The sequence below is a fragment of the Aquimarina besae genome (assembly GCF_042434905.1).
Taxonomy (GTDB): Bacteria; Bacteroidota; Bacteroidia; order Flavobacteriales; family Flavobacteriaceae; genus Aquimarina.
This window is the reverse complement of sequence record NZ_CP170199.1, coordinates 2,802,857-2,827,364: the sequence shown is the minus strand read 5'-3', so window position 1 is coordinate 2,827,364 and position 24,508 is coordinate 2,802,857. Positions and strand designations below refer to the sequence as shown.

The following is a 24,508-nucleotide window of genomic DNA, read 5'->3' as shown; positions in this document are numbered from 1 at the left end:
GCTGCTAATCAAATATGATTAGCAGTTTTTTTTACCAAAACCTGTGGTTCCTTCTACTTGGGCGACAGCGCTATTGCGATGGGCGGAGACGAGGGGATTTTTACATCAAAAACATCACATCAAACTCGCGTTATTTATATGTATGTAAACCGATTTGCCTATGTATTCTGAGTGAATTATCTTTTTCTCTACGCCAGTATGAAATTCCGTTTCCTGCAGTACTACCAGTAAATCCCGGAACTGTCCATTCTACATAAAATCCACCATATTTGATGTAGCCGTTTTCTACTTTATCGTATGCATACGTCATCAACTCAAGAGAATCTATTTTTGCCGGATTATGATAATAAAGTTTGTAGTGATCTACTAAAACTGATTTTCCTGTTTTAATAGTATCAGCAAACGGTAAATACATTGCATCCTCTGTATAGGCATCCGCAGTTTTCTCAGGAATCCGAGCTATTACATTATTTTTACCCAAAGCGATATAAGCTTCTAATTCTCTTGGTATTGTAATCATGTTAGACATAGCATTAGTAGCAGTAGCAGCTTTAGGGACTATCAATATCGTGGGGTCTTCGATAGGTTGTAAATATCCTAATGATTCTGCACGTAGTTTTAATTTCCCTTCTGCATCTTTTTTCCAGACATTAAGGTATTTACCGTTTACTTTTTCAGAATTTTCAAAAACCTTGGTAAATAACCCTATCTCAATGATTCGGTTTTTAAATTCTAAAATGTCTATTGTTTGCCTATGATATTCTTTAATATTCTGCCTTGCAAATATGGTATCATAGTATATTTTAATATTGTTTTGATTTACTATTATTGAATTGTAGTCTGCCATTAAAAAAGACTCACCATCATATAAATCCCGTATTACTTCAAACGATTTGATCTTGGCAGCGTGAATTATCTTCTGATTATATGAGAGCAGTAGATCTTGTAAAACTTCTGACTTTGTCAATTCGTTATCCTTGTTCCTTTTTATGTTTTTGCAGGATACTAATGCTACTAAAACAATCGCTAAAAACTTATATTTCTTCATTCTTCTATCTTTTTAAATTCTTCACTCTACATAAGAAGTCATATTAAAAATGACTTTCCAAATCTTTAAAGTGTTGTCTTTCATTCTTCTAAAAACGAATAGGTTTTTGGTTTCAAAAGTATTAGATGTATTCTTATGGGCCGGATAAAATGTTCCTTTTACCTTACCATGCATGATTACATTTTTTTCAAAAGAATGCATTTGTATTATTTCATGCTTCATATCAGCAAAACCATATTGTTTTTCGTTGTTGATATGTTCTATTAAAGAAGTTTTGGTAGTAATTACAGGGTGATTTGGAGCCATATGAACTAAATCATCAACCCACACCTGCATTTTATCCTCTGTAGAAATAGAATGATCATCTAGAGCCTCTAAAATCATTTGCACTGATTCTTGATCCTGTTTCGCAGAAAAACTTTCGACTTCCTTATGTTCTTTACATTGTATACACACCAATATAGACATCAAGAATATTATAATAAAAACTCTATTCATTGTTGTTGTTTTTTGATTATTAGAATTTAAGATGTTTATTTAAGAGTGGTATGACTCTTGTAGCGATGCGTCCATCATCGCCCCAATATTTATTCCAGGGATCACCCACAAACTCCTCTCCTATATGTTCCACACCTAAATCCATTAATTTTTTACTAAACCTACGATTAGAAATCACGTGTGCTTGTGTTTGATCAAATCGTGCCCAATCAAACGCAATGGCTTTTAGACTTCTTAAATTATCGCCATATTCATCTAAACTTTCATCTAAATGAAATCCTTTCCGCTCTTTTCTCACATTTTTTGGGTGTAGAACTAACTTACCGTTTTCATCTTTTTCAAACAGAAAATCACAATATAAAGGAGGTCTTTCAGGGTTCGGAAGGAACGCCTGACAAACACTAGTGAAAATTTGAGTCATCACGTTTTCATTTATTTCCGCATAGGACTCTGCAGCGTGTACCTTATCCCAATCAATAGCTAACGAAACTCTTGGTAGATAACCTGATCCTGTAGCCACGGGATGTAGGGCGTACACCACGCTAAAAAGGTCAGGGTATGCCATACCAAGTTGTAATGCCCCTCTTCCTCCCATAAAATGCCCTATGACTGCTCTACTATTTTTATTTGATATTGTTTTATAGTTTTGGTCTATATACGGAAGCAATTCCATAGTAATGAAATCCAACCATCGTCCACTTGTATTTGAATTTTCATAAAGACTCCCTACATTGGTTGAGGTGAAGTCTGCAACTACAAAAATGAACTCTTTAGATTGATTGCTCTCAATACTTTTATCTATAATTTCCGGAGTTTTATGATCAGAAACAATATGATTCGGGTTTTCAAAAAGGCTATGTAGATAATAAACTACAGGATACTTTTTTTTTGATTGAGAATAACCTGGCGGAAGATAAATTTTTATATTTCGTTTTGTATTTAACCCTATTTTATTTGCTGTTAACACTTTAGAAAAAATAGTATCATCCATTACTTCTCCCTTCATCTGATGCTGAGCGAATGTATTTATTGAAAAAAGGAATACTAAGATATTTACAAATACTATTCTGAATGAAAAGGCTTTACATTTTATAGAATACTTCATTGGTTTGCACGTCGGGTTAATAATTATAATCATAGGTTGCTATTTGCCGAACGATTTTGAGCGATCCATTAGGTTCACGCCTCCATATTTTAATACCTTTTCCTGTACTAATACCGGAGTACTCATTATTTCGCCAGTTCGCAATGTGACTTGCATAATTGACAATGTAAGTTCCTAAATCATCTATGTGATTATTTCGAATATCCAACTCCTCAAAAATCGGGAGTTCAGCCACATGATCTTTTATAAAAGAATCTAATAACTTTTTATCTTGATACATTGGTTCATAACTAAACAGGGCTATGGCATCATATGTATATAATTGCGACCATAATATATGATCTCCTTGCGATATAAACTCTTCCATAAATTGATTTAGTGCTGCTAGTTCAAAGCGTATATTACTGTTAACAGGAAGATGACCTTGATATGCCAAAACGATACCAGGAATCTGATCAAATTTTAACTGTTCGGTTAAATCAGTGTGATGATCATAATTCTATATCTCTGAGATTAAAGAAACTCGGTTCTTTTCTTTTTTCCAGATATTGAGATATTTCCCTTTTAGTTTTTCAGTTTTTTTGGTGGATTTTAATTGAATATCCATCTCAAAAGTTCCTATTACTGAAAGTTGAGTGCCCAGATCCAGTATTTCTATATTTTCTCTTTTGTAGTCTAAAATTTCAAATCGATCAAAAAATGCTTTATGATAGATCAATGCGTTTTCTTTGCCCAACAATGTTTGTTGAAAAGCGGGCATCAAACGAATGTCATCAGCGTAATATTGTGTGAATATTTTGGGATTAACTTCTAACATTCCCTTGATGTAATCATTCGTGAACTTATTCAGGAATACATTCAGATTCTCCTTAACTATTGATTTGTTTTGAGCCATTATCAACTCAATACTCATCAATATTACAATTGGTAAGAGAAGATGGATTTTAGATCGTGTCATAATCAAAAAACTTTTAGTTGCTCTTGCTAAAATATTCTGAAAATAAAATCACTAATGCATTCAATTGATGAAGTCTTAAAAACTATTGATCATCAACAAAAATTGAAGATTTCTTTACCGCGTAACTGGACAAACTCTTATCTGAATCCATTCGTCAACTATATTGATACGTTTGTCAATAAATCAGAGCCCCTACCTATGTTTCAAAACTATTTTCTTATTTTACTACATCTTAAATGTTATGTTTTATGCAGTTTACATTGGGTACTATTAAGAATTCTAAAATACTTACATCTTTATATCGTTATAAGGTTCATCACCTATTATTTTGGTTTGTCTATCATTATATGTGGTGGGCGATTGGTATGGGTAGCGCGAAAGAAGCCGCCTATAACATATTTTTTTCGGTATATACTACAAAGTTTCTTTTCTATTTTATTTTCCAAGCAGCAGCAGTCTATTTCAATTTATATTATCTGATTCCGACGTTTTTAGAAAAAAGAAAATATCTTACTTATCTCTTTTTCTTTGCACTAACTATCTTGATTACTGTACTAATTATTACTTCTGGATATTTTGTCACTGCTTCTTTTGCTAACTCCACCGTTACAGAATTGTTCGGGGATCAAACTTTTATAAAATTGATGAAATCAAGTCCTTTGTCATCTACATTAGCGAGTATGACATTAGCTATGAGTATCAAATTAGCTAAAAACTGGATTAAATCACAACAACGACAACAGTTACTGGAAAAAGAAAAGATAGCAACTGAACTCAAATTTTTAAAGTCTCAATTCAATCCTCACTTTTTGTTTAATACGATCAATTCGATTTTTGTGTTGATTCATAAGAATCCGGATATGGCTTCAGAATCACTTGCTAATTTTTCGGATCTTTTGCGTTATCAATTGTATGAATGCAATGAGGCTAAAATACCTTTGGAAAAAGAAATTAATTACCTTCAGAATTTCATTGATTTAGGCAAGTTAAGACTTGATACAACCGTTAGGGTTACCACCAGTATTGAAGATCAAACTTATGGCAATGTGTCCATAGCTCCCTTTATATTGATGCCGTTTGTAGAAAATGCTTTTAAACATTGTTCACAAGGTAACGATCAAAAAAATTGGATCTCTATAGGACTTCATTTTCAAAAAGAAAAAATCTCGCTAGAAGTAGAGAATAGTATAGTTTCTGATGAATTAAATTCTGGTGATCTCTCTAAAAATAATGGAATAGGACTAAAAAACGTACAAAGAAGACTGGATTTAGTATATCCAAATCAATACACGTTATCTATACATAAAGCAAAAAACACCTATAACATACGGCTTGATCTTCAATTAAAGAGTTCTCAAGTTATATCGGAACATACTTTGGTTCCTCTAACCTCATTACAATCTTAAAAAAGAGAAAATTATGGTTTTAAAATGTATTGTAATAGATGATGAACCTTTGGCCAGAGAGTGTATTTCTAATTATGTGAACGAAGTTGATTTTTTGGAAACCATAGGATCTTGTGGCAATCCTTTGGAGATTACGAAAATCAAAGATTCACATTTGGCAGATTTACTTTTTCTAGACATACAAATGCCAAGAATGAATGGAATTGAATTCTTAAAGTCTATGAAATCTAAACCATTGGTAGTGATCACCACTGCTTTTCCGAACTATGCATTAGACGGATTTGATTTGGATGTGATGGATTACTTATTAAAACCTATTACCTTTACCCGTTTTTTTAAGGCGGTTTGCAAAGTAAAGGAGCAGTATTTTTTAGTAAATAATCATAAGGTTTCTGCTCTAAAAGAAGAAAATCCAGAACCAGATCACATCTTTTTAAAATGCGAGAGTACTTATAGAAAAATATATTTTGATGACATTCTATTTATCAAATCTATGCAGAACTACGTAGCTTTTCATACCAAAGATGGAAAAAAACATCTTTCTTTAATTCCGCTGAAAGAAGTTGCAAAACAATTAGACTCGAATATTTTCTTGCAAGTTCACAAATCATTCATTGTTTGTGTTCATAAGATTGAAGCCATTGAAACAGAAGGTATCAAGATAGATTCTTATCATATCCCATTAGGTCGAAATTATAGAACATCCATTATGGAAAAAATAGTAAATGACAGGATATTAAAAAGGTAGTTCTTATTGCGAACTAAATGTCTGCAGAATTGAAAAAGGCTACTAATTCCCATTTTAGCAGCCTTTATTAACACTAATATTGAATATTAGATTTCTAAACTACACCCTTGGTAAATCTCCTTCTCCCTTGAGTGGTAAATTCGAGCTCCCCATTAAATAAGTATCAATATGATACGCAGCCTGTCTGCCTTCTGCAATGGCCCAAACGATTAACGATTGCCCTCTACGGGTATCTCCAGCTGCAAAAACACCTTTTACATTCGTTGCATAGTTATCTTCGGTTGCTTTTATATTGGTTCTGGCATCCATATTTATTCCTAATTGTTCTGCAATGGTAGGTTCTGATCCGGTAAAACCAAGAGCCAATAATGCCAATTCACATTTCCATTCTTTTTCTGTATTAGGAATTTCTTTTAAGGTAAAACGACCGTTTTCCTTTACCCATTCTACCTGAGATGTTATTAATCCTTTGAGATTACCATTTTCATCTCCCAAAAATTCTTTTGTAGAGATACTCCAGTTACGCTCTACTCCTTCTTGATGAGAAGAACTGGTGCGTAAACGCATTGGCCAAAACGGCCAGGGCTGATTAGCAGGACGTTCTGTAGTACCTTTACCCATAATCTCAAAATTTGTTACCGAATTTGCACCATGACGTACAGAAGTACCAATACAGTCAGATCCTGTATCTCCTCCACCAATAACGATCACATCCTTACCTGTTGCTAAAATCTCTTCTCCTAAATCTTTAATACCATCCACTCTTCGATTGTTTTGAGGCAAGAAATCCATGGCTTGCACCACGCCTTTAAGATCAGATCCTTTTACCGGCAAACTACGGCGTACGGTTGCTCCTGTGCATAATACGACTGCATCAAAATCTTTTTTTAGTTGATCTGCTTTGATATCTTTTCCGATATGCGTATTTGTTTTAAACACGATACCTTCTTCTTCTAAAACAGCAATTCTGCGGTCAATCACATGTTTTTCCATTTTAAAATCAGGAATACCATAACGCAGTAATCCTCCAACTTTCTCATCCCTCTCAAAAACAGTCACCAAATGACCAGCACGATTTAATTGTTGTGCAGTTGCTAATCCCGCAGGTCCGGATCCAATTACGGCAGCAGTTTTACCTGTTCGTTCTTTTGGAGGATTTGCTTTTACCCATCCGTTTTCAAATGCTTGCTCAACTATATTTTTTTCTATATTTTCTATGGTTACAGGATCTTCATTAATCCCTAAAACACAAGCTTCTTCGCAGGGCGCAGGACATAATCTACCAGTGAACTCAGGAAAATTATTAGTCGAATGTAATATTCTAGCTGCTTTTTCCCATTTACCACGATACACAGCATCATTGAAATCAGGAATAAGGTTTCCTAACGGACATCCACTATGACAAAACGGGATTCCGCAATCCATACATCTGGCACCTTGATCCTTAAGTTTACTTTCTTCCATCGGAACCGTAAACTCTTTATAACCCTTTATACGATCTTTAACAGGTTGGTATTGTTCAATCTCTCTTTCAAATTCTAAAAATCCAGTTATTTTACCCATATCTATAATCGTTTATGCTTGTGCTAAATTTTCTTCTTCTAATCGTTTTAAAGCCTGTTTATATTCTTCAGGGAAAATTTTAATAAATTTTGGTAATTCATTTTCCCAATTCTCGAGAATTCTTTGTGCTAACGGACTTAAGGTTGCATTGTAGTGTGATTCTATTAAACCTTTTAATTCGATCACATCTTCTGGAATTTCCACTGGATCCAGATTTAGTGATTCTTTGTTACAATGTGCTTCGAATGTTTTTTTATCATCATAAATATAGGCTATACCACCCGACATCCCTGCACCAAAGTTTCTACCTACTTCTCCTAAGATAACCGCTACTCCACCAGTCATGTACTCACATCCGTGATCACCAATCCCTTCTACAACCGCTTTGGCTCCAGAGTTACGCACGCAGAAACGTTCTCCCGCTTTCCCGTTGATATAAACTTCTCCATCGGTGGCTCCGTACAGAGTAACATTACCTGTAATTACGTTTTCCTCTGGTACCAGTGTGGCTTCATCAGGAACTTTAACAATTAATTTCGCTCCAGATAAACCTTTACCTAAATAATCATTGGTATTACCATTCACCACCATCGTTAGTCCTTTTGTAGCAAAAGCCCCAAAACTTTGACCGGCAGCTCCCGTAAAATTCAATTTCAACGTACTATCCGGTAATCCTTGAGCTCCATAAATTTTAGAAATCTCATTGCTAAGAATAGCACCAACGGCTCTGTCTGTATTGGCGATATCAAAATCTAAGGTTGTTTTTTCCTTTCTAAAAAGCGCTTGGTGTGCTTGTTCTATAATTTCAAAATCAATGGACTTTCCAAGACCGTGATCTTGTGTCTCAGAATTGTATACTTTCACTCCGTCGGTAGCCGCTACTTGATGTAGAATAGGTGAAAGATCCACTCCGGCGGTTTTGTAATGCTCGATGGCTTGTTTACGATCCAGTTTGTGCACTTGCCCAACCATTTCATTTACAGTTCTAAACCCAAGTTGCGCCATAATTTCTCTAAGCTCCTGAGCAACGAAATACATATAATTTACAACGTGCTCCGGTTTTCCTTTAAACTTCTTACGTAATTCAGGATTCTGAGTTGCGATACCAACAGGACAGGTATTTAGATGACAAACACGCATCATGATACATCCGGATGCAACTAAGGGCGCTGTTGCAAAACCAAATTCTTCTGCCCCTAACAAACAAGCTACTGCCACATCACGACCGGTTTTTAATTGTCCATCACACTCTAGTACAATTCGACTTCTAAGGTTGTTACCTACCAATGTTTGTTGTGCTTCAGCAATACCAAGCTCCCAGGGCAATCCCGCATGTTTCAACGAAGTTAATGGTGATGCACCTGTTCCTCCATCAAATCCAGAAATCAAAACCACATCTGCTTTTGCTTTGGCAACCCCTGCAGCTACGGTTCCCACTCCAACTTCTGATACTAATTTCACATTAATTCTAGCAGATCGGTTTGCTGATTTTAAATCATAGATCAACTGTGATAAATCTTCAATAGAATAAATATCATGATGTGGTGGCGGTGATATTAATCCTACATAAGGAGTAGAATTACGAGTTTTGGCGATTTCAGGATTTACTTTTGGTCCCGGCAACTGTCCTCCTTCGCCCGGTTTGGCTCCTTGAGCCATTTTGATTTGTATCTCGGCTGCATTTGTCAAGTAGTTTGAAGAAACACCAAATCTACCAGAGGCGACTTGTTTAATCGCACTATTTTTCCAGTCTCCATTTACGTCTTTATAAAAACGTAATGGGTTTTCTCCTCCTTCTCCAGAGTTACTTTTACCGCCAATACGATTCATAGCGATTGCAAGATTCTCGTGGGCTTCCTGACTAATCGATCCATAGGACATCGCCCCCGTTTTAAAACGTTTTACAATCTCTGTCCAAGGCTCTACCTCATCTAACGGAATCGGATCGTAATTAGAAAACTCTAGTAATCCACGAATTGTCATTAAGTTTTTGGACTGTTCATTGATCAAATCTGCATATTCTTTATACGTCTTAGGATCATTATCTCTTACAGATTTCTGAAGTTTGGCAACAGATAATGGATTAAACTGATGTTTTTCTCCATTTCGCCTCCAGCGATATTGTCCACCAATTTCCAAATCTAGTGCCGCATCTACTTCTCTTTCGATATATGCTCTTTTATGACGCTTCGCTATTTCTTTTTCGATTTCATATAATCCAATTCCCTGAATACGTGTTGCTGTATTTGGGAAATATTTATCGACTACTTTAGTATTGATACCAATGCACTCGAAAAGCTGAGAGCTTCGGTACGAATTCAAGGTAGAAATACCTATTTTGTTCATTACCTTTAGCACACCTTTACCTACCGCTTTATTGTAATTAGTTATCGCAGCTTCAGCCTCTAACTCTGTAATATTATTTTCCTCAATCTGTTCATTTATAATTTCATTAACCATATAAGGATTGATGGCACTTGCACCATATCCAAATAATAATGCAAAATGATGTACTTCTCTAGGTTCTGCAGATTCGATAATAATACTTACCTGAGAACGCTTCCCTAATTTCTGTAATCCACTATTGACAAAAGAACATGCTAATAAGGCAGGAATCGGAGCTCGGTGCTTACTTACATTTCTATCAGAAAGTATGATGATATTGCTTCCATCATCTATAGCTTCTGAAACTTTATGTAAAGTGTCTTCCAGCGCATCTTCTAATCCATTCAATCCTCTGTTTATATTATATAACATCGGAACAGATGTCGCTTTGAAACCTTTTTCTGAATATGTTTTGATCTTATCCAAATCCTCTTTAGAAATAACAGGATTCTGAATCTTTAATTTATTACAATGCTTTTCATTGATATCAAAAATATTATAATCAGCTCCTAATGTAAGACTGATATCTGTGATCAGTTCCTCACGAATTCCATCTAATGGAGGGTTGGTTACCTGCGCAAATAATTGTTTGAAATAGTTATAGATCAACTGTGGTCTTTCCGACAATACTGCAATGGGCGTATCAGATCCCATAGAACCGATTGGTTCTTTTGCCAGCTGACTCATTGGAACAATAATTGTATCTATGTCTTCCTGAGTATATCCAAACACTTCTTTACGTTTGGTGATGGTTTCTTCTCCTAAAAATAATGGACAATCGTTATAAGGAATATCTCTAAGATGTACTAAATTGTTATCTAACCATTCTCTATAAGGATGTTTGGCTGCTATTTCTTCTTTGATCTCCTCATCATTAACAATTCTACCTTCATCCATATTTACCAGAAACATCTTTCCTGGTTCCAGTCGACCGTGAAACTCCAGATTACTAGGTTTTATATCTACGACTCCGGTCTCTGAAGACATGATTACATATCCATCTTTCGTTACTGTATAACGCGAAGGTCTTAGACCATTTCTATCTAATACTGCTCCAATATAATTCCCATCTGTGAAAGGAATAGATGCAGGTCCATCCCAAGGCTCCATAGCGCAAGAATTATACTCATAGAATGCTTTTTTAGCTTCAGACATTTCGGGATTTTTTTCCCAGGCTTCCGGCACCATCATCATCATTACCTCTGGCAGCGATCTTCCTGTCATTAGTAATAATTCTACAACCATATCCATGGACGCAGAATCTGATTTCCCTTTCAAAACAATTGGAAGTATCTTCTTTATATCTTCTCCAAACCAATTGCTTTCCAGCAACTCTTCTCTAGAACGCATTCTAGTGACATTACCTCTTAGGGTATTAATCTCCCCATTGTGACACATGTAACGGAAAGGTTGTGCAAGATCCCAGGTCGGAAATGTATTTGTTGAAAAACGCTGATGCACTAACGCTAATCTTGTCACCACTTTAGGATCCATCAAATCGGTATAATATAACTTAATATCTTCAGGCATTAAAAGTCCTTTAAATATTAATGTCTTTGTTGACAAACTAGGTAGATAGAAAAACTTACTTTCTGACAGCTTAGATCCGTATATTTCGTGTTCTGTTACTTTTCGGGCGGTAAATAATTTTAAGTTAAAATCAAAATAACTCTGCTCCTCATTATTCTTTCCAATAAATATCTGTTTGATAAAAGGTTCTGTAGTAGCTGCGATTTCGCCTAAATGGACAGTATCTACCGGAACATCCCTCCATCCCAATAGAACTAATCCCTGATCAATAATATTTTTTTCGAAAGTATCGATACAGTATTGTCTTTGGTTTTCTTTTTTTGGTAAGAATACATTACTTACTGCATATTCTCCCGCTTCGGGCAATTCAAACTCGCAATTTTCTAAAAAGAAATCATGAGGTATATCAATAAGTATCCCTGCTCCATCCCCGGTTTTACCATCCGAACTTACTGCCCCACGATGTTCTAGTTTTTCTAAAATCTCAAGCGCCTTATGAATAATATCATTCGACTTTTTTCCTTCTAGGCTACAGATAAATCCGGCACCACAAGCGTCGTGTTCGAATTCTGGCAGATACATTCCTTGTTTCTTCATATTATTTCCGATCTAAAGTGTTTCAATTTGATGAAATTAACAAAACCTTAAGGAAGGAAAAAGAAAAACAGAGCTTTGGGGATTACTTTTCTTAGCTCTTTAAAAAAACACAAGTTTCAGTAAAATAATCACAAAATAAGGACTTCTAATTACGAATTCAATAACGCGATTTTTCTTAAAAAACCTAAATAAAATAAGGGATTGCAGGATTCTGAACTTAAATTTTATCTATGAAAACGTTTTCGTAAAAAACCGTAAATATACTACTGCGAAATCCTCATTTATTTCGTTAAAAAATATGCACCCCTAATTTTTTAGGGGGTAAATATTTTAAAATGATAAAAATACCACTATTACCCTTCAAAATTTGGAGGCTAAAAAGTAATTCACATATTTTTGATACAGATTTAACATTAATTTTAACTTTTTAGTCTTTATGAAGAAAATAGAAGCAATCATCAGAAGATCAAAATATCGTGCGGTTAAAGAAGCCTTACACGACAAAGGCATCACATTCTTTTCTTATTGGGATGTTACCGGTGTAGGTAACGAAAAACAAGGGCACGTATATCGCGGTATCTCTTATAGCACAACTGATATCCAAAGACGTTTTTTATCCATCGTTGTAAATGACGAATTTGAAGAGGCAGCTGTATCTGCAATTCTAGAAGCCGGAAAAACCGGTGAAGTTGGAGACGGAAAAGTTTTTGTATCTGATATTAAGGAAGCGTACAGAATTCGTACTTCAGAAAAAGGAAGTTCTACACTATCCTAACCACACGAACACAAATTACCAACTGAAAACAAAAAATAACTTTTAATAGTCAATTATATAATGGAAATGTTAACTATAAATAATGTATGGATGATGGTGTGTACTGCACTTGTATTTTTCATGCACTTAGGTTTCTCTTTTTTAGAAATTGGATTAACTCGTCAAAAAAACACAATCAATATTCTTTTCAAAAACGTCTTTATCATCTGTATAGGTTTGTTACTATACTGCCTAGTAGGGTTTAATTTAATGTATCCTGGATTTGCAGAAGACGCTGCCGGATTCATAGGCTTTGCAGGTTTTGGACTAAGCTCTCCTGTAGTGGAAGGAGCTTTAGATTTAACATATAACGAAGGATATACCTATTGGACAGATTTCTTATTCCAAGGAATGTTTGCTGCTACAGCTGCTACTATCGTATCCGGAGCTGTTGCAGAACGTATTAAGCTTGGATCATTTATGATTTTTACAATTATCTACGTAGGTGTTGTTTATCCAATTGTAGGTTCTTGGCAATGGGGAGGCGGATTCTTATCATCATTCCAAATCGGTGAAGCAGAAGGATTTTATGACTTTGCAGGTTCTACTTTAGTTCATTCTGTAGGAGGATGGGCTGCGTTAGTAGCTGTATGGTTATTAGGATCTAGAATTGGTAAATTCAGTTCTGAAGGTAAGCCACAGGCGATCCCAGGTCATAACATACCATTAGCGGCTGCGGGTGTATTAATCCTTTGGTTAGGATGGTTTGGATTTAATGGTGGTTCTGTACTTTCTGCAGATGCTGCTGGTACTTCTCTTACATTAGTAACTACATCGCTTGCTGCTGCAGCTGGTGGAGTTGTTGCCTTTTTAGTGTCTACATTGATGTATAAAAATTACGACTTAACGATGTTCTTAAATGGTATTCTAGGAGGATTAGTAGGTATCACTGCTGGTGCTGATCAAATGACTCCAACAGATGCTGTGTTAATCGGAGCAATTGCTGGAGCGATAATTGTATTTGGTGTAGCATTAATAGATAAATTAAAACTTGACGATCCTGTTGGTGCGATTGCAGTACACTTAATCTGTGGTATCTGGGGAACGTTAGCGGTAGGTATTTTTGGAGCTAAAGCCGGTTTTGATCAGTTCTTAGTGCAAGGAGTTGGTGTATTAGCAGCTGGTGGATTCTGCGTGTTGACTTCATTCATCATCATTTTTACATTGAAGAAAACTATTGGAATCAGAGTTTCTGAAAAAGAAGAGATTGATGGTCTTGATGGTCATGAACACGGAATGGATGCGTATCCTGACTTTAGACTAAACCAACACTAGAATTAAATTCAACTTATATATACAAAGAGGGCGATTTACAATCGCCCTCTTTTTTATTGTCTACTTAATAATTTCCATTGATAATGGATAGGATGGTTCTTCTCCATTATTAGCCTTTATAGCATTGATTATAGGAAATACTACACATAGAATGCCTATCACCACTAATCCTAAGATTCCTAGTCCAAATAGTAATATTAGTGGGATGCAAACTAATGCATAGATAAACATACTTATCTGAAAATTCATAATAGATTTTCCATGATTATCCATTGCCAATACCTGATCTCTTTGCGTCAACCATAATATTAATGGTACTATGAATCCTCCAAACCCGGTTACTAAATCTAATAACTGTGATAAATGGGTAATAACTAATAATGATCTGTCTTGTCTCATGATTTCTTTGATTTTTGGTTGATGATGTTTAAAGTTGCTAATAAAATTAGCAGTCTTTATATATATGACGCGAAGACATCTAAATTGTTACAGTATGGAGCGCTAAAAACAAAAAAAACATCCCGACAAAATCGGGATGTTCCATCTACTAACTAAATTTAAGTTCTATTGTTTATTTATTGGTTAGTTGATGATTAGTTTTCGCGTAGTGGATTCACCACCGCTTTCTATTCTGATTAGATAAATCCCTTGTCCAAGTGACAAATTCTTTGCAGAGATTGTATTCGCTCCCGGTTGTAACTCCAACACCACTTGTTTTTGACCTAAAATAGAGAATACCGTAGCGTTTGCATTTTTAACATAAGAATTTATATATATGGCAAAGTTATTACGAGCAGGATTTGGTGCTATTTTAACATCAGCAAAAATACCTTCTGGTTCGTCTCCTAATATTGGTTCTGCAGATTCTAAACTAGCAATTAAACTTTCTGCTGTTGCTGATTGTCCACAAGCTCCTTCATATATTTTTACATTAGAGAAAGTAGAATTATTACCAGATCCTGCATCATTATCGTTGATAAAGACCAATCGATCCATTGCTCCGGTGTAAAAGTTCCCTACCGGAATAATATAGGTAGTTGTTCCTCCTGAGTAATTATCAAAATTAGTAACTCCATAATTCTGAGTACCGTGCACTTTGAAATATCTATTTGCTGTTAATGAATTATCATTCTCAAAACCTACACCGTGAATTTCTCCCTGAGATGAACTACTAAAATCGAATTCGATTACTGTATTAGCAGTCACGGTATAATTTAAAGCAATATACTTCCAGGTATTATTAGTCATTGATAAAGAAGCACCTCCATTACCAATAGAGAAGTTTCCTGCCGCATCTTGATTAGAGAAACCAGTGATTCCAAAATCATTGAAATTGATGGTATCACAGGTTGGAGGCGGTGGCGTACCTCCGTTTGTTATACTTAGATCATCAATAGCAATATCACTTTGCCATCCTTGAGAACCTTCTCCGGTAACAACATTTAATCGCAGTTGAACACTTCCTTCTCCTGCATATGCAGAAAGATCTACAGAAGCGGTATTCCAGTTGCTACCTTGTGCTCCGGATCGACTAAATACGCTCACCCAATTTCCTGAATTATTTGTTCTGGCTTCCACAGAAAGTGAATTAATATTACTTCCTAACATATGATACTGAAAACCTAAAGTCGGAGTTGAAATTCCGCTAAAATCAATACAAGGAGAATTTAAAATAGCTCTTTTATTAGGATATCCTGTACCGTTTCCAGAAGCTTCTACATAGATATATGAATTACCATCTGCTGCTCCACCTGGACCTGTATTATTAGAAGGCGTTCCTCCGGAATTCACTGTCCAATTAATATCATCACTAGACGACTGTGACCACGCACCGATAGATCCCTCAAAACTTTCGCTATAAGGAAAAGAAGATAAATCTCCTGTACATTCTTCTGTAGGTGGTGGCGGTGGTGTTCCTAACCCCATAGCCTCCCAGAAAGCAGGAATTGTCGCTCTTTCTCCTGAGTTAGATCCTCCTGATCCTGAACAACCTCCATAGGCGTGTACTCCAACAGCATTACCCGTTGCTTCATCAATAATAGGACTTCCAGAATTTCCTCCTGTAGTATCTGTTCTGTATCTAACAAAAGTATTTGTCGAAGAACTTAGCGGTCCGGTATGCGTTTGTTGTGTCTGATTATCAACACCGGTGTCTGTTCCAAATCCAGTAATTCTAATAGTGCTACCTGGTTCATCTTGCACTACATTAAATGATTTTCCTTGCGCCTGGATTGGCGTTAAACCTGTTTGTGAGTTTGCGCTTGCTTCAAAAACACCCCAATCGTTCGCCTGACTTGGACTGCCGGGATATGGTGAAACAAAATTTCCGATAGGATACTGATCCTCTGGACCAGGATGAACGATCGTTCTATCAGGATTAGATTTTGGAACATTAAATTCGATTACTTGTGCACTGCTACCAACACAGTGTCCTGCTGTTACCAGTTTACCATTGGTGATAATCCATCCTGTACATCCAATAGGAACCATTCTTCCGATAGCATCATCATTAGAATCTATCCTATCATCAGCAGATCCACATTGAGATTTAATAGAAGGATCTAGTTCTCCAACACTTAATTCAGAAATATTAACTCCAACGGATCTATCATTGGATGCTATTGATAAGGAAACTGTTACCGCATCACCATTAAAATAAGCACTAGAATTGCCCCACTCTTTAATAGTCTGTGCATTTAGGGTTTGTGTAGCTCCGTCTAACTTTGAAGTAATTGTGAGCGTACTGTTTTTTCCTAAGTCGACATCTTTAAAAAATAGACGTAACCAAGTGGCACCCGTTTCTGAAACTTCTTCAGTAATTACAGTTGTTCCATTTTTATTTGATATTTCATCCGACTTTAACGTTAGATTATAAGAAGTTTTATGTCTTTTTAAATCTTGCGTTTGTGCATAATTTATTAATGGGAAAAGCATAAATACTGTAAAGACTACTGCTGTCATTTTGTGTTTTAACAACAGAAGCAGCCTACTGTTATTAATTGAGTTTGTGCTGTGAAAATTCATAAGAATAAAAGTTTTAGTATATAGAAATTAAATTTAGTTACTAAATCTTCTGTTAAAGGTTAGTTATTCCTTTGACAGATATTCCATATAGAAGTATTACTGTAATAGCAGCACTACTCCAGAACAATTTTTCTTTTATTCTTTTTTGCTAAAAAAGAATTCCCTACGGATAAATGTAAGGAAGAAAACTTTCATAGCAAAAAAAGATACTTCGCTTCCCGAAAAACCAGTCTATGAAAAAAAAGATTTTTGATTTTTCAAATAAGGAAATAAAAAATCTGAGCTTGCGGAAAACCTTTTAAAAAACATTTGGCGAAAGCTTCCACAAGCCCAGACAAACAACATATAGTTATAAAATACTATTTAGAGATACTAATTCATTTTACCTTATTTATTTCTTAGAATATTGAAAAGAATCAGTAAGATTTGTTTCATTTTAAACCTTTGGCCTCTTTTACTGAACCACTAACTTTTGAGAAGTGATCCCCTTGCTACTTGTGATCTCTAACAAATATATTCCGGAACTCAGGGATAACGATGAAACATTCACCCTGTTTGCACCTTGTTTTAATGATATCAGACCTTTTCTTTCTCCTAGTAAAGAGTAAATGATTGCAGTGGCGTTTTTGTCTGTATCTGCAAAGCTGATCGTAAATGAATCTCTTGCAGGATTAGGGAATATTGAAATGTCTTTCTCGCTTAAATCTGGGTCATTTCCTATCTCTTCCGTAGTAGCGATTGCTTCAGTAGCCGTTACAGATTCGCTAATAGTAATGAATCTCCAATGTTGATTTTGATTACCGTTACTTGAATCCCATAAATAGGTGTTTTGACCATTTCCTCCTCCATTATTTCCATCTATAGAATAGGCGGAAGCATTTCGTTTTTCAAGCCTGTAATGCCCTCCACCAACGTTTACTTTTCTCCAATGCTGATTAAAATTATTCTTATTATAGGTCCAAAGATATACGTTATGACGTCTTCCACCGCCGTTTCCACCATCCAAGGCGTAATTGGTTCCTTTTTTAACGTATGAATAATAACCTCCGCCCTGATTCACTTCGATCCATTGCTGATTTATATTACTAGCGCTATTTGACCATAGATATACATTTTGGCCATCTGCACCACCGTTACCTCCATCCAGGGCATAGCCGGAAGCATTTCTTTTGATCATACGAACAGTTGGACCCGAAATACCGGTATTGCCAAGACCCAAAGCATTCCAGAATGCTGGTATCGTGGCTCTTTCTCCAAAGTTAGCTCCAGATGATCCTGAACAACCACCATAGGCATGAACGCCTACTGCATTTCCTGTAGCCGTATCGATGATTGGACTTCCTGAATTTCCTCCGGTAGTATCCGTTCTGTAGTTCACAAAGTTAGTATCAAAACTTGTCAGAGGCCCTGTATGCGTTTGTTGCGTTTGATTGTCAATACCGGAGTCGGTGCCATACCCTGTAATTCTGATGGTATTTCCGGGAGAGCTCTGAACCACATTAAATGATTTTCCCTGAGCCTGAATGGGCGTTTGACCTGTCTGAGAATTTGCACTTGCTGTAAATACGCCCCAATCTGTAACGGGCACTCCAAATTGATAGGGTGTATTAAAATTACCTATTGGATATTGATCTTCCGGTCCGGGATGAACGATGGTTCTGTCTGGATTGGATTTAGGCACATTGAACTCGATTACCTGCGCATTACCATTTAAACAGTGTCCGGCTGTAACCAATCTACCATTCCTGATAATCCAACCCGTACATCCTATCGGTACAATTCTCCCTATGGCATCATCATTTGAATCTCCTCTATTATCGCTAGAGCCACAAATGGATTTAATTCCGGGATCCAACTCCCCTACACTTAACTCTGAAACACTTAAACTTACCGCAGCATCGCTTGAGGCTTTAGATAAGGTAACCGTAACCGCATCTCCATTAAAATAAGCAGTAGAGTTGCTCCATTCTTTGATCGTTTTTGAGTTTAGGGTTTGTGTAGCGCCATCTAATTTAGAAGTAATAGTTAGCGTACTATTTTTTCCCAAATTTACATCCTTAAAAAACAGACGCAACCAGGTTGCTCCTTGTTCAGAAATTTCTTCGGTGATCACTTCTGCAGTGCTTTTATTAAAATCATCACTGGATTTTAGAGTCAGGTCGTAAGCAGTAGTGTGTCGGGCTAAATCTTGGGTCTGTGAATGATTGATGAAAGGGATCAACATAAACAGCGCACAAATGACGATGGTAATTTTGTGTTTTGATAAGAGAAAACCGTTATTGGTAAATGTTTTTGCAGAAAATCTCATAAGAATAAAAGTTTTAGTATGTAACAATTAAATTAGTTTAAGGTATTTTAGGAAGGCGCTCTATGCCTTGAAATCGTATCCCAATAACCCAGCGTTTACTATTTTCACTCAACTGCGTATACTAATCACCTCTATTTTATACAGTAGCATTACTATATCAACTATTTTTCTTTTCCTTAACTAAAAGTAGCAAAGAAAACGTGCTACTCAAAAAAAATAAGAATATACAACCACTATCGGATAAAATAATATTATCTATTTTTACCATCTTAAAAATTACCGATAATGATTGCAAATGACACTATAGTTGCTTTGGCAACACCCGCAGGAGCCGGTGCTATAGCTGTGATTAGAGTTTCAGGAAAGGATGCTGTTGAGATTTGTGCACCTTCATTTCGATCCATCAGAGGAAAAGATCTTACCAAACAAAAAACCCATACCATACATTTAGGTCATATTGTGGATGGTGAGCGAGTGTTAGACGAAGTTTTGGTTTCGCTTTTTAAAGGAAGTAACTCCTACACCGGCGAACCCACCGTAGAAATATCGTGCCACGGATCCAGTTATATCCAGCAAGAAATCATTCAATTATTACTTCGGAAAGGATGTAGAATGGCAGATGCCGGAGAATTTACACTAAGAGCGTTTATTAATGGAAAACTGGATTTATCGCAAGCGGAAGCTGTTGCTGATTTAATTGCCTCAGATTCTGAAGCTTCTCATCAAATTGCCATGCAACAAATGCGAGGAGGATTTAGTAATGAAATCAAAAAACTACGTGACGAACTTCTCAATTTTGCATCGCTTATCGAATTAGAACTAGATTTTGCTGAAGAAGATGTAGAGTTTGCCAATAGAACCCAATTTCAGGATTTAATATCTAGGATTACCAAAGTTTTAAAACGATTGATTGATTCGTTTGCTGTCGGAAATGTTATTAAAAATGGTATTCCGGTAGCTATTGTTGGAGAACCTAATGTTGGTAAGTCTACTTTGCTCAACGCATTATTAAACGAAGAACGCGCCATCGTTTCTGACATCGCAGGAACCACCAGAGATACGATTGAAGATGAAATCAATATCGGAGGAATAGGATTCCGGTTTATCGATACCGCAGGAATAAGAGATACTAAAGATGTAGTAGAAAGTATTGGGATCAAAAAGACTTTTGAAAAGATTGAACAAGCTCAGGTAGTTATTTATTTGATTGATAGTTGGGCATTAACCGTTGATAGTTTAAAGTTATTAAAAACTGAAATCGGTAAGATAAAAAACAAATATCCGCAGAAACCATTAATTGTTGTAGCCAACAAAGTGGATAAACTTAATGAATCCGAGATTTCATCATTAACTTCTGAAATTGAGAATATTCATCTGCTGTCTGCTAAACAAAATATAGGAGTAGAAGAATTGCAGAACAAACTTTTGGAATTTGTTAATACCGGAGCTCTCAGAAATAATGAAACGATTGTTACCAATTCCCGACATTATGACGCCTTATTAAAAGCATTAGAAGAAATCCAAAAAGTACAATATGGTATTGATCAAGGAATATCCGGAGATTTGATGGCTATTGATATCAGACAAGCTTTGTATCACTTTGGTGAGATCACGGGTGAGATTACTTCTGATGATTTATTGGGTAATATCTTTGCTAATTTCTGTATCGGGAAGTAATAGATAACTACAATTCTAATTCTTAAATAGCATCTTTTGTACTTTGATAGAATATTCCTTGCTTTTTTGCAACTCAACTGGTGATCCTTCTTACGTAGTATACTTTACAAAAAAAAGATGTTTTGAGATTTATCGAAACTCTTAGTAGCTTCTTATAAATACCTGAATATGTAGCATAGCTGTTTTCAAAAACCTAAAACCTATGATTTATATAACATTCTATTTCTTTTCTATAACGATATATCCGCTATTTGTAATGATCTTTGTAAAAGACTTTATAACCAAGTTTTATACTTAGACGCAATTATATTAAGTCTGAATTATATAGAATTACCAAAATGATAATGAATGCGTAGTATTTGATAGATACGACAAAACATTTCAGGTAATAAAAAGGCGGAAATTAAAAACTCTGCCTTCCTTAAGTACGATTGAACAAAACCTTCAGAAATAACTTTTTATTGATGGAAAAATATTAGAATAACAGACAAATCAAATCGATAAGACCAATTTTAAATAAATGACGATACACAATTAATCTAACTCTTAAAGCCATTCGAACAGATTCTTTAACATCGTCATTTTTTCTTGCTGATTCTTTTTATCCTCAGAGACCGTTCACACATAAACTAAATCTCTGGGGTAAAAAAAGAAACAAAAATTACAACCCTCTTTGAATATTTAATTATGAAACTAAACAAAAAAAGGATTCTAAAATATGAAGTAGGTGACACGGTATTTACTAAAATAAACCCAAACATCTCATTAATCATAAGACGATATACCAAAGGAGTTTATTACTGTGGTTTTCAAAATGACCCGGATCGTTGGGAATTGGGTTTGTCTGCAAGAGCACTGGTATAAAATTAATATCTTTTCGAGATCAATTTCTTTTATGTTAAATCCCTAAAATCAAAAAAACACCTACATTGGTCAATTAGGAAAATGAATTTTGTGAGCAAACAGAAAAACTTAAAAATCAGAATGTGCCGAAACAAGTTATATTGGCTATGAGCAGACGAGATGTAACGATACTGGATTAACTCCAAAATTAGATGTTGAAATTTTTGAAGCAAGCAATGGTCACTTCACAATTGATGCAAAGAAAAATCTAAAACTATCCATAAAACCGTTCGAAGATGAATATTTTGTATGTGACCACAAAGAATATTGGCATTTTAACTACGGTACTACTAAGTTGGGCAGTAGTAAAGAACAAAGAATATACTCTAAATGACGTTATAAAAACATCTTAAGCATCATCAACTTTTCTGAAATATCATGGTTAAAAGTTTCCCTTTTATGATTCTTAAAAAAAATGAGTTTTTATTGTGATAAAAATCTATAAGGCAAAGTTCTCTTCATTAATTGAATTCAATAAGTTTGAAGCTTTGCGAAAAGTAAGTCTAGTTCTGCCCTGGATTTCTTAAGTTTAATGGCAAGACCATTAAGCATGATTTCTTTTTGTTCATCTGCAAAGTCAAAATCTTTGTCAGACAGAAACTTAAACCTACGTTTGAGCATTACCTTTTGCTCTCTCCAACTTCTTGTAATATTTGTTTTAGCCATTTCATCTATTCTTTATGTTACTATTAATAATATCATTCTAAAAATCAAAATCAACTCAAAAGCTCTCGTTCAAAAAACACTACTTCTTTCTTCTCTGGATCTTCGGCTAATTTGCAATAATATATTCGTCGATAATACAACCGTACAATCAATTTTACTTCAGGATTTGCTTTGGCATAAACAGTATCACCTGGTTTGAATTTACTTTCTTGTCTTACCATAACAATTATATTAACTTTTAAATACTTATATTCTCATAACCGCTCATAATTACTGTAGATAACATTTTAAAACGTTTATTAGCCCTTATTATGTTACTTGCGTGAGCAGGAATAATGATTGCCTGACCAGTTTCAATGATATTTGATTCTTCATTAATAACAATCTCAGCTTCTCCGTCTATAATTTGAATAAGATTGTCAAAAGGAGATGTTTTGGAAAGCACTGCTTCTCCTCTATCAAATGATGATATGGCTACAATTCCTGTTCTTTTCTTTAGAATTGCTTTCATAACCACAGAGCCAGGCATATAATCTATCGTGTCGGCCAATCTATGGGTAGTTGATTTTTCTAATTCATGATTTTTCATGGAGATTATAATAGAAGATTAATGCTCAACTAGAATGCGATACCTGTGACTTACAATTGAAGTTTATTCCTCACTTCTTTTTTCCTTTCTTTTTGCCGCTTTTGCAGCTCTTTTCTCTTTTAAGTTTTTTTCAGGAGCTTTTTTACCTGATTTCGGTTTACCTTCGTTTCCTTTTGACATGATTTTATGTTTTAATAGTATTAATATCCAAGCTGTTATGGGTAGTTTTACTATGTGTACAAAAATCGATTAATTAGTGTCTTAATTTGTTACACTCGTTCAAGCCTATATTACATATATCACACTTTTAAAGTTTCCTAAGAAAATGGTAGTAGTTCAAAACGGTCTATGTATTAAGAATCTAGTTACTATAGTATTCAGACGATTATAGATCCTCTAGGTTTCGTTTTCGTTTTTCTTTCAGCTTCTTATAGAACGTAGGAGTCAAACCGGTGATTTTTTTGAATTGATTAGATAAATGTGCCACGCTACTATAATGTAATCTATAGGATATTTCAGTAAGGCTTAATTCATCATAAATAAGTAACTCTTTGACTCTTTCAATTTTATGTATGATGATAAATTGTTGAATTGTAATTCCTTTTACTTCAGAAAAAATATTGGCTAGATACGTGTAATTATAACCGACCTTTTTACTTATGTAATCTGAATAATTGACTTTGGGCAATTCATCTGTGTAATGAATCATTTCGATGATAACATTTCTAATTTTCTCAATTAGAATACTCTTTTTATTTTCCATCAATTCTAAACCGGATTTGCTTAGATTTTTCTTCAGTTGTCTACGCTGGTCTTTAGTTATATCTTCAAGGATTTCAATAACGCCTAATTCTAATACGACATAATGCAAACCAAGTTTTTTCAACTCATCCTTAACCAAGAGTTTACATCGTAAACTGACCATGTATTTTATGAATAGTTTTGTACTCATATTTGTATGTATTTATATGCTACCAAAACATCTGTTCATTATTAGAAAGCCAATTTTTACATCAATTTCTAAGATGTTGCCCAGGTACAAGCTTTTGTAAGCGTAATATGGTTGATACTTCGTTGGTCATTTCTTTATCAATCACAGTATGTTTAATAAACGAGATGATAAAGTTATCACCGATATCTTTATCGGGATGTAATAAGTGTCTTTCAAGTATAACACGCAGAACCTCATTAAAAACCCATGTTTTTTCTAATCCGGATTCTGTTTTATAACAAAATGAATAACCGTCCTCAACTCGCCCTTGATAAACTCCCTCTATTTGTGATATTTCATTCATTTCTTGAGAAGTAGAAATACCAAATGAAATCAGTAATACTAAGAGTAGTTTTATTCGTATTGTCATATTTTATTTTTTGTAAGGAATTTTATTGGTGCCATATTCATTTAAGCATTACC

General features: G+C 35.0%; 21 protein-coding genes. 6 read left to right on the top strand and 15 right to left on the bottom strand.

Annotation, left to right across the window (positions count from 1 at the left end; translation table 11 throughout):
* Positions 1-130: 130 nt before the first annotated feature.
* The 5 genes from ACE94K_RS12280 to ACE94K_RS12260 form a co-directional block, all read right to left on the bottom strand.
* Positions 131-1,048, bottom strand: a complete 918-nt coding sequence (locus ACE94K_RS12280) for a hypothetical protein (protein ID WP_378172528.1) — start codon at positions 1,046-1,048, stop codon at positions 131-133.
* 21 nt (positions 1,049-1,069) lie between these two features.
* Entirely contained in the window at positions 1,070-1,546 is a 477-nt protein-coding gene (locus ACE94K_RS12275; RefSeq protein WP_378172526.1) for a hypothetical protein, read from the bottom strand.
* Positions 1,547-1,565: 19 nt separating this feature from the next.
* Complete coding sequence (locus ACE94K_RS12270) at positions 1,566-2,651, bottom strand: alpha/beta hydrolase (protein ID WP_378172523.1); 1,086 nt, start codon at positions 2,649-2,651, stop codon at positions 1,566-1,568.
* 16 nt (positions 2,652-2,667) lie between these two features.
* Positions 2,668-3,087 carry a hypothetical protein gene (locus ACE94K_RS12265; protein ID WP_378172521.1) on the bottom strand — a complete coding sequence of 140 codons (420 nt, stop codon included), beginning with the start codon at positions 3,085-3,087 and terminating at the stop codon, positions 2,668-2,670.
* A 63-nt stretch (positions 3,088-3,150) separates the two neighbouring features.
* On the bottom strand, positions 3,151-3,609 hold the full coding sequence (locus tag ACE94K_RS12260) for a YybH family protein (RefSeq protein WP_378172519.1): 459 nt from the start codon (positions 3,607-3,609) through the stop codon (positions 3,151-3,153).
* Between the two features lie 248 nt (positions 3,610-3,857).
* On the opposite strand from ACE94K_RS12260, the gene ACE94K_RS12255 reads away from it, so the two are divergent.
* Complete coding sequence (locus ACE94K_RS12255) at positions 3,858-5,015, top strand: sensor histidine kinase (protein ID WP_378172517.1); 1,158 nt, start codon at positions 3,858-3,860, stop codon at positions 5,013-5,015.
* A gap of 13 nt (positions 5,016-5,028) precedes the next feature.
* Positions 5,029-5,763, top strand: coding sequence for a LytR/AlgR family response regulator transcription factor (locus tag ACE94K_RS12250; protein ID WP_378172514.1), 735 nt, complete (start codon positions 5,029-5,031; stop codon positions 5,761-5,763).
* 99 nt (positions 5,764-5,862) lie between these two features.
* Here the strand turns inward: ACE94K_RS12250 and ACE94K_RS12245 are convergent, their stop codons facing one another.
* Positions 5,863-7,326, bottom strand: a complete 1,464-nt coding sequence (locus ACE94K_RS12245; protein ID WP_378172512.1) for a glutamate synthase subunit beta — start codon at positions 7,324-7,326, stop codon at positions 5,863-5,865.
* Between the two features lie 12 nt (positions 7,327-7,338).
* Positions 7,339-11,838: a glutamate synthase large subunit gene (gene gltB / locus ACE94K_RS12240; protein ID WP_378172509.1), complete on the bottom strand. Its 4,500-nt coding sequence runs from the start codon at positions 11,836-11,838 to the stop codon at positions 7,339-7,341.
* A 436-nt stretch (positions 11,839-12,274) separates the two neighbouring features.
* On the opposite strand from gltB, the gene ACE94K_RS12235 reads away from it, so the two are divergent.
* On the top strand, positions 12,275-12,613 hold the full coding sequence (locus ACE94K_RS12235) for a P-II family nitrogen regulator (protein ID WP_378172506.1): 339 nt from the start codon (positions 12,275-12,277) through the stop codon (positions 12,611-12,613).
* A gap of 60 nt (positions 12,614-12,673) precedes the next feature.
* Positions 12,674-13,927: an ammonium transporter gene (locus ACE94K_RS12230; protein ID WP_378172503.1), complete on the top strand. Its 1,254-nt coding sequence runs from the start codon at positions 12,674-12,676 to the stop codon at positions 13,925-13,927.
* Positions 13,928-13,987: 60 nt separating this feature from the next.
* On the opposite strand, the gene ACE94K_RS12225 is transcribed toward ACE94K_RS12230, so the two are convergent.
* The 3 genes from ACE94K_RS12225 to ACE94K_RS12215 all read right to left on the bottom strand — a co-directional run bounded on the left by ACE94K_RS12225 (position 13,988) and on the right by ACE94K_RS12215 (position 19,259).
* Positions 13,988-14,326: a DUF4870 domain-containing protein gene (locus ACE94K_RS12225; RefSeq protein WP_378172500.1), complete on the bottom strand. Its 339-nt coding sequence runs from the start codon at positions 14,324-14,326 to the stop codon at positions 13,988-13,990.
* A gap of 183 nt (positions 14,327-14,509) precedes the next feature.
* Entirely contained in the window at positions 14,510-16,888 is a 2,379-nt protein-coding gene (locus ACE94K_RS12220; RefSeq protein ID WP_378172498.1) for a T9SS type A sorting domain-containing protein, read from the bottom strand.
* 517 nt (positions 16,889-17,405) lie between these two features.
* Positions 17,406-19,259, bottom strand: a complete 1,854-nt coding sequence (locus ACE94K_RS12215) for a T9SS type A sorting domain-containing protein (protein WP_378172495.1) — start codon at positions 19,257-19,259, stop codon at positions 17,406-17,408.
* Between the two features lie 285 nt (positions 19,260-19,544).
* On the opposite strand from ACE94K_RS12215, the gene mnmE reads away from it, so the two are divergent.
* Both mnmE and ACE94K_RS12205 read left to right on the top strand, forming a co-directional pair.
* The gene (gene mnmE / locus ACE94K_RS12210; RefSeq protein WP_378172492.1) at positions 19,545-20,936 is read left to right on the top strand and encodes a tRNA uridine-5-carboxymethylaminomethyl(34) synthesis GTPase MnmE; all 1,392 of its coding nucleotides are present in this window, start codon (positions 19,545-19,547) and stop codon (positions 20,934-20,936) included.
* 687 nt (positions 20,937-21,623) lie between these two features.
* The gene (locus tag ACE94K_RS12205; protein ID WP_378172490.1) at positions 21,624-21,800 is read left to right on the top strand and encodes a hypothetical protein; all 177 of its coding nucleotides are present in this window, start codon (positions 21,624-21,626) and stop codon (positions 21,798-21,800) included.
* 510 nt (positions 21,801-22,310) lie between these two features.
* On the opposite strand, the gene ACE94K_RS12200 is transcribed toward ACE94K_RS12205, so the two are convergent.
* From ACE94K_RS12200 to ACE94K_RS12180, 5 genes are all read right to left on the bottom strand, one after another.
* The gene (locus ACE94K_RS12200; protein ID WP_378172488.1) at positions 22,311-22,505 is read right to left on the bottom strand and encodes a hypothetical protein; all 195 of its coding nucleotides are present in this window, start codon (positions 22,503-22,505) and stop codon (positions 22,311-22,313) included.
* 50 nt (positions 22,506-22,555) lie between these two features.
* The gene (locus ACE94K_RS12195; protein ID WP_378172485.1) at positions 22,556-22,726 is read right to left on the bottom strand and encodes a hypothetical protein; all 171 of its coding nucleotides are present in this window, start codon (positions 22,724-22,726) and stop codon (positions 22,556-22,558) included.
* A 17-nt stretch (positions 22,727-22,743) separates the two neighbouring features.
* Positions 22,744-23,094 (bottom strand): cupin, encoded by a 351-nt coding sequence (locus ACE94K_RS12190; protein WP_378172483.1) that lies wholly within the window; start codon positions 23,092-23,094, stop codon positions 22,744-22,746.
* A 385-nt stretch (positions 23,095-23,479) separates the two neighbouring features.
* Positions 23,480-24,046, bottom strand: a complete 567-nt coding sequence (locus tag ACE94K_RS12185; RefSeq protein WP_378172481.1) for a helix-turn-helix domain-containing protein — start codon at positions 24,044-24,046, stop codon at positions 23,480-23,482.
* Positions 24,047-24,107: 61 nt separating this feature from the next.
* A complete protein-coding gene (locus tag ACE94K_RS12180; RefSeq protein WP_378172478.1) occupies positions 24,108-24,455 on the bottom strand; it encodes a hypothetical protein in 348 nt (115 codons plus the stop codon).
* Positions 24,456-24,508: the final 53 nt, after the last annotated feature.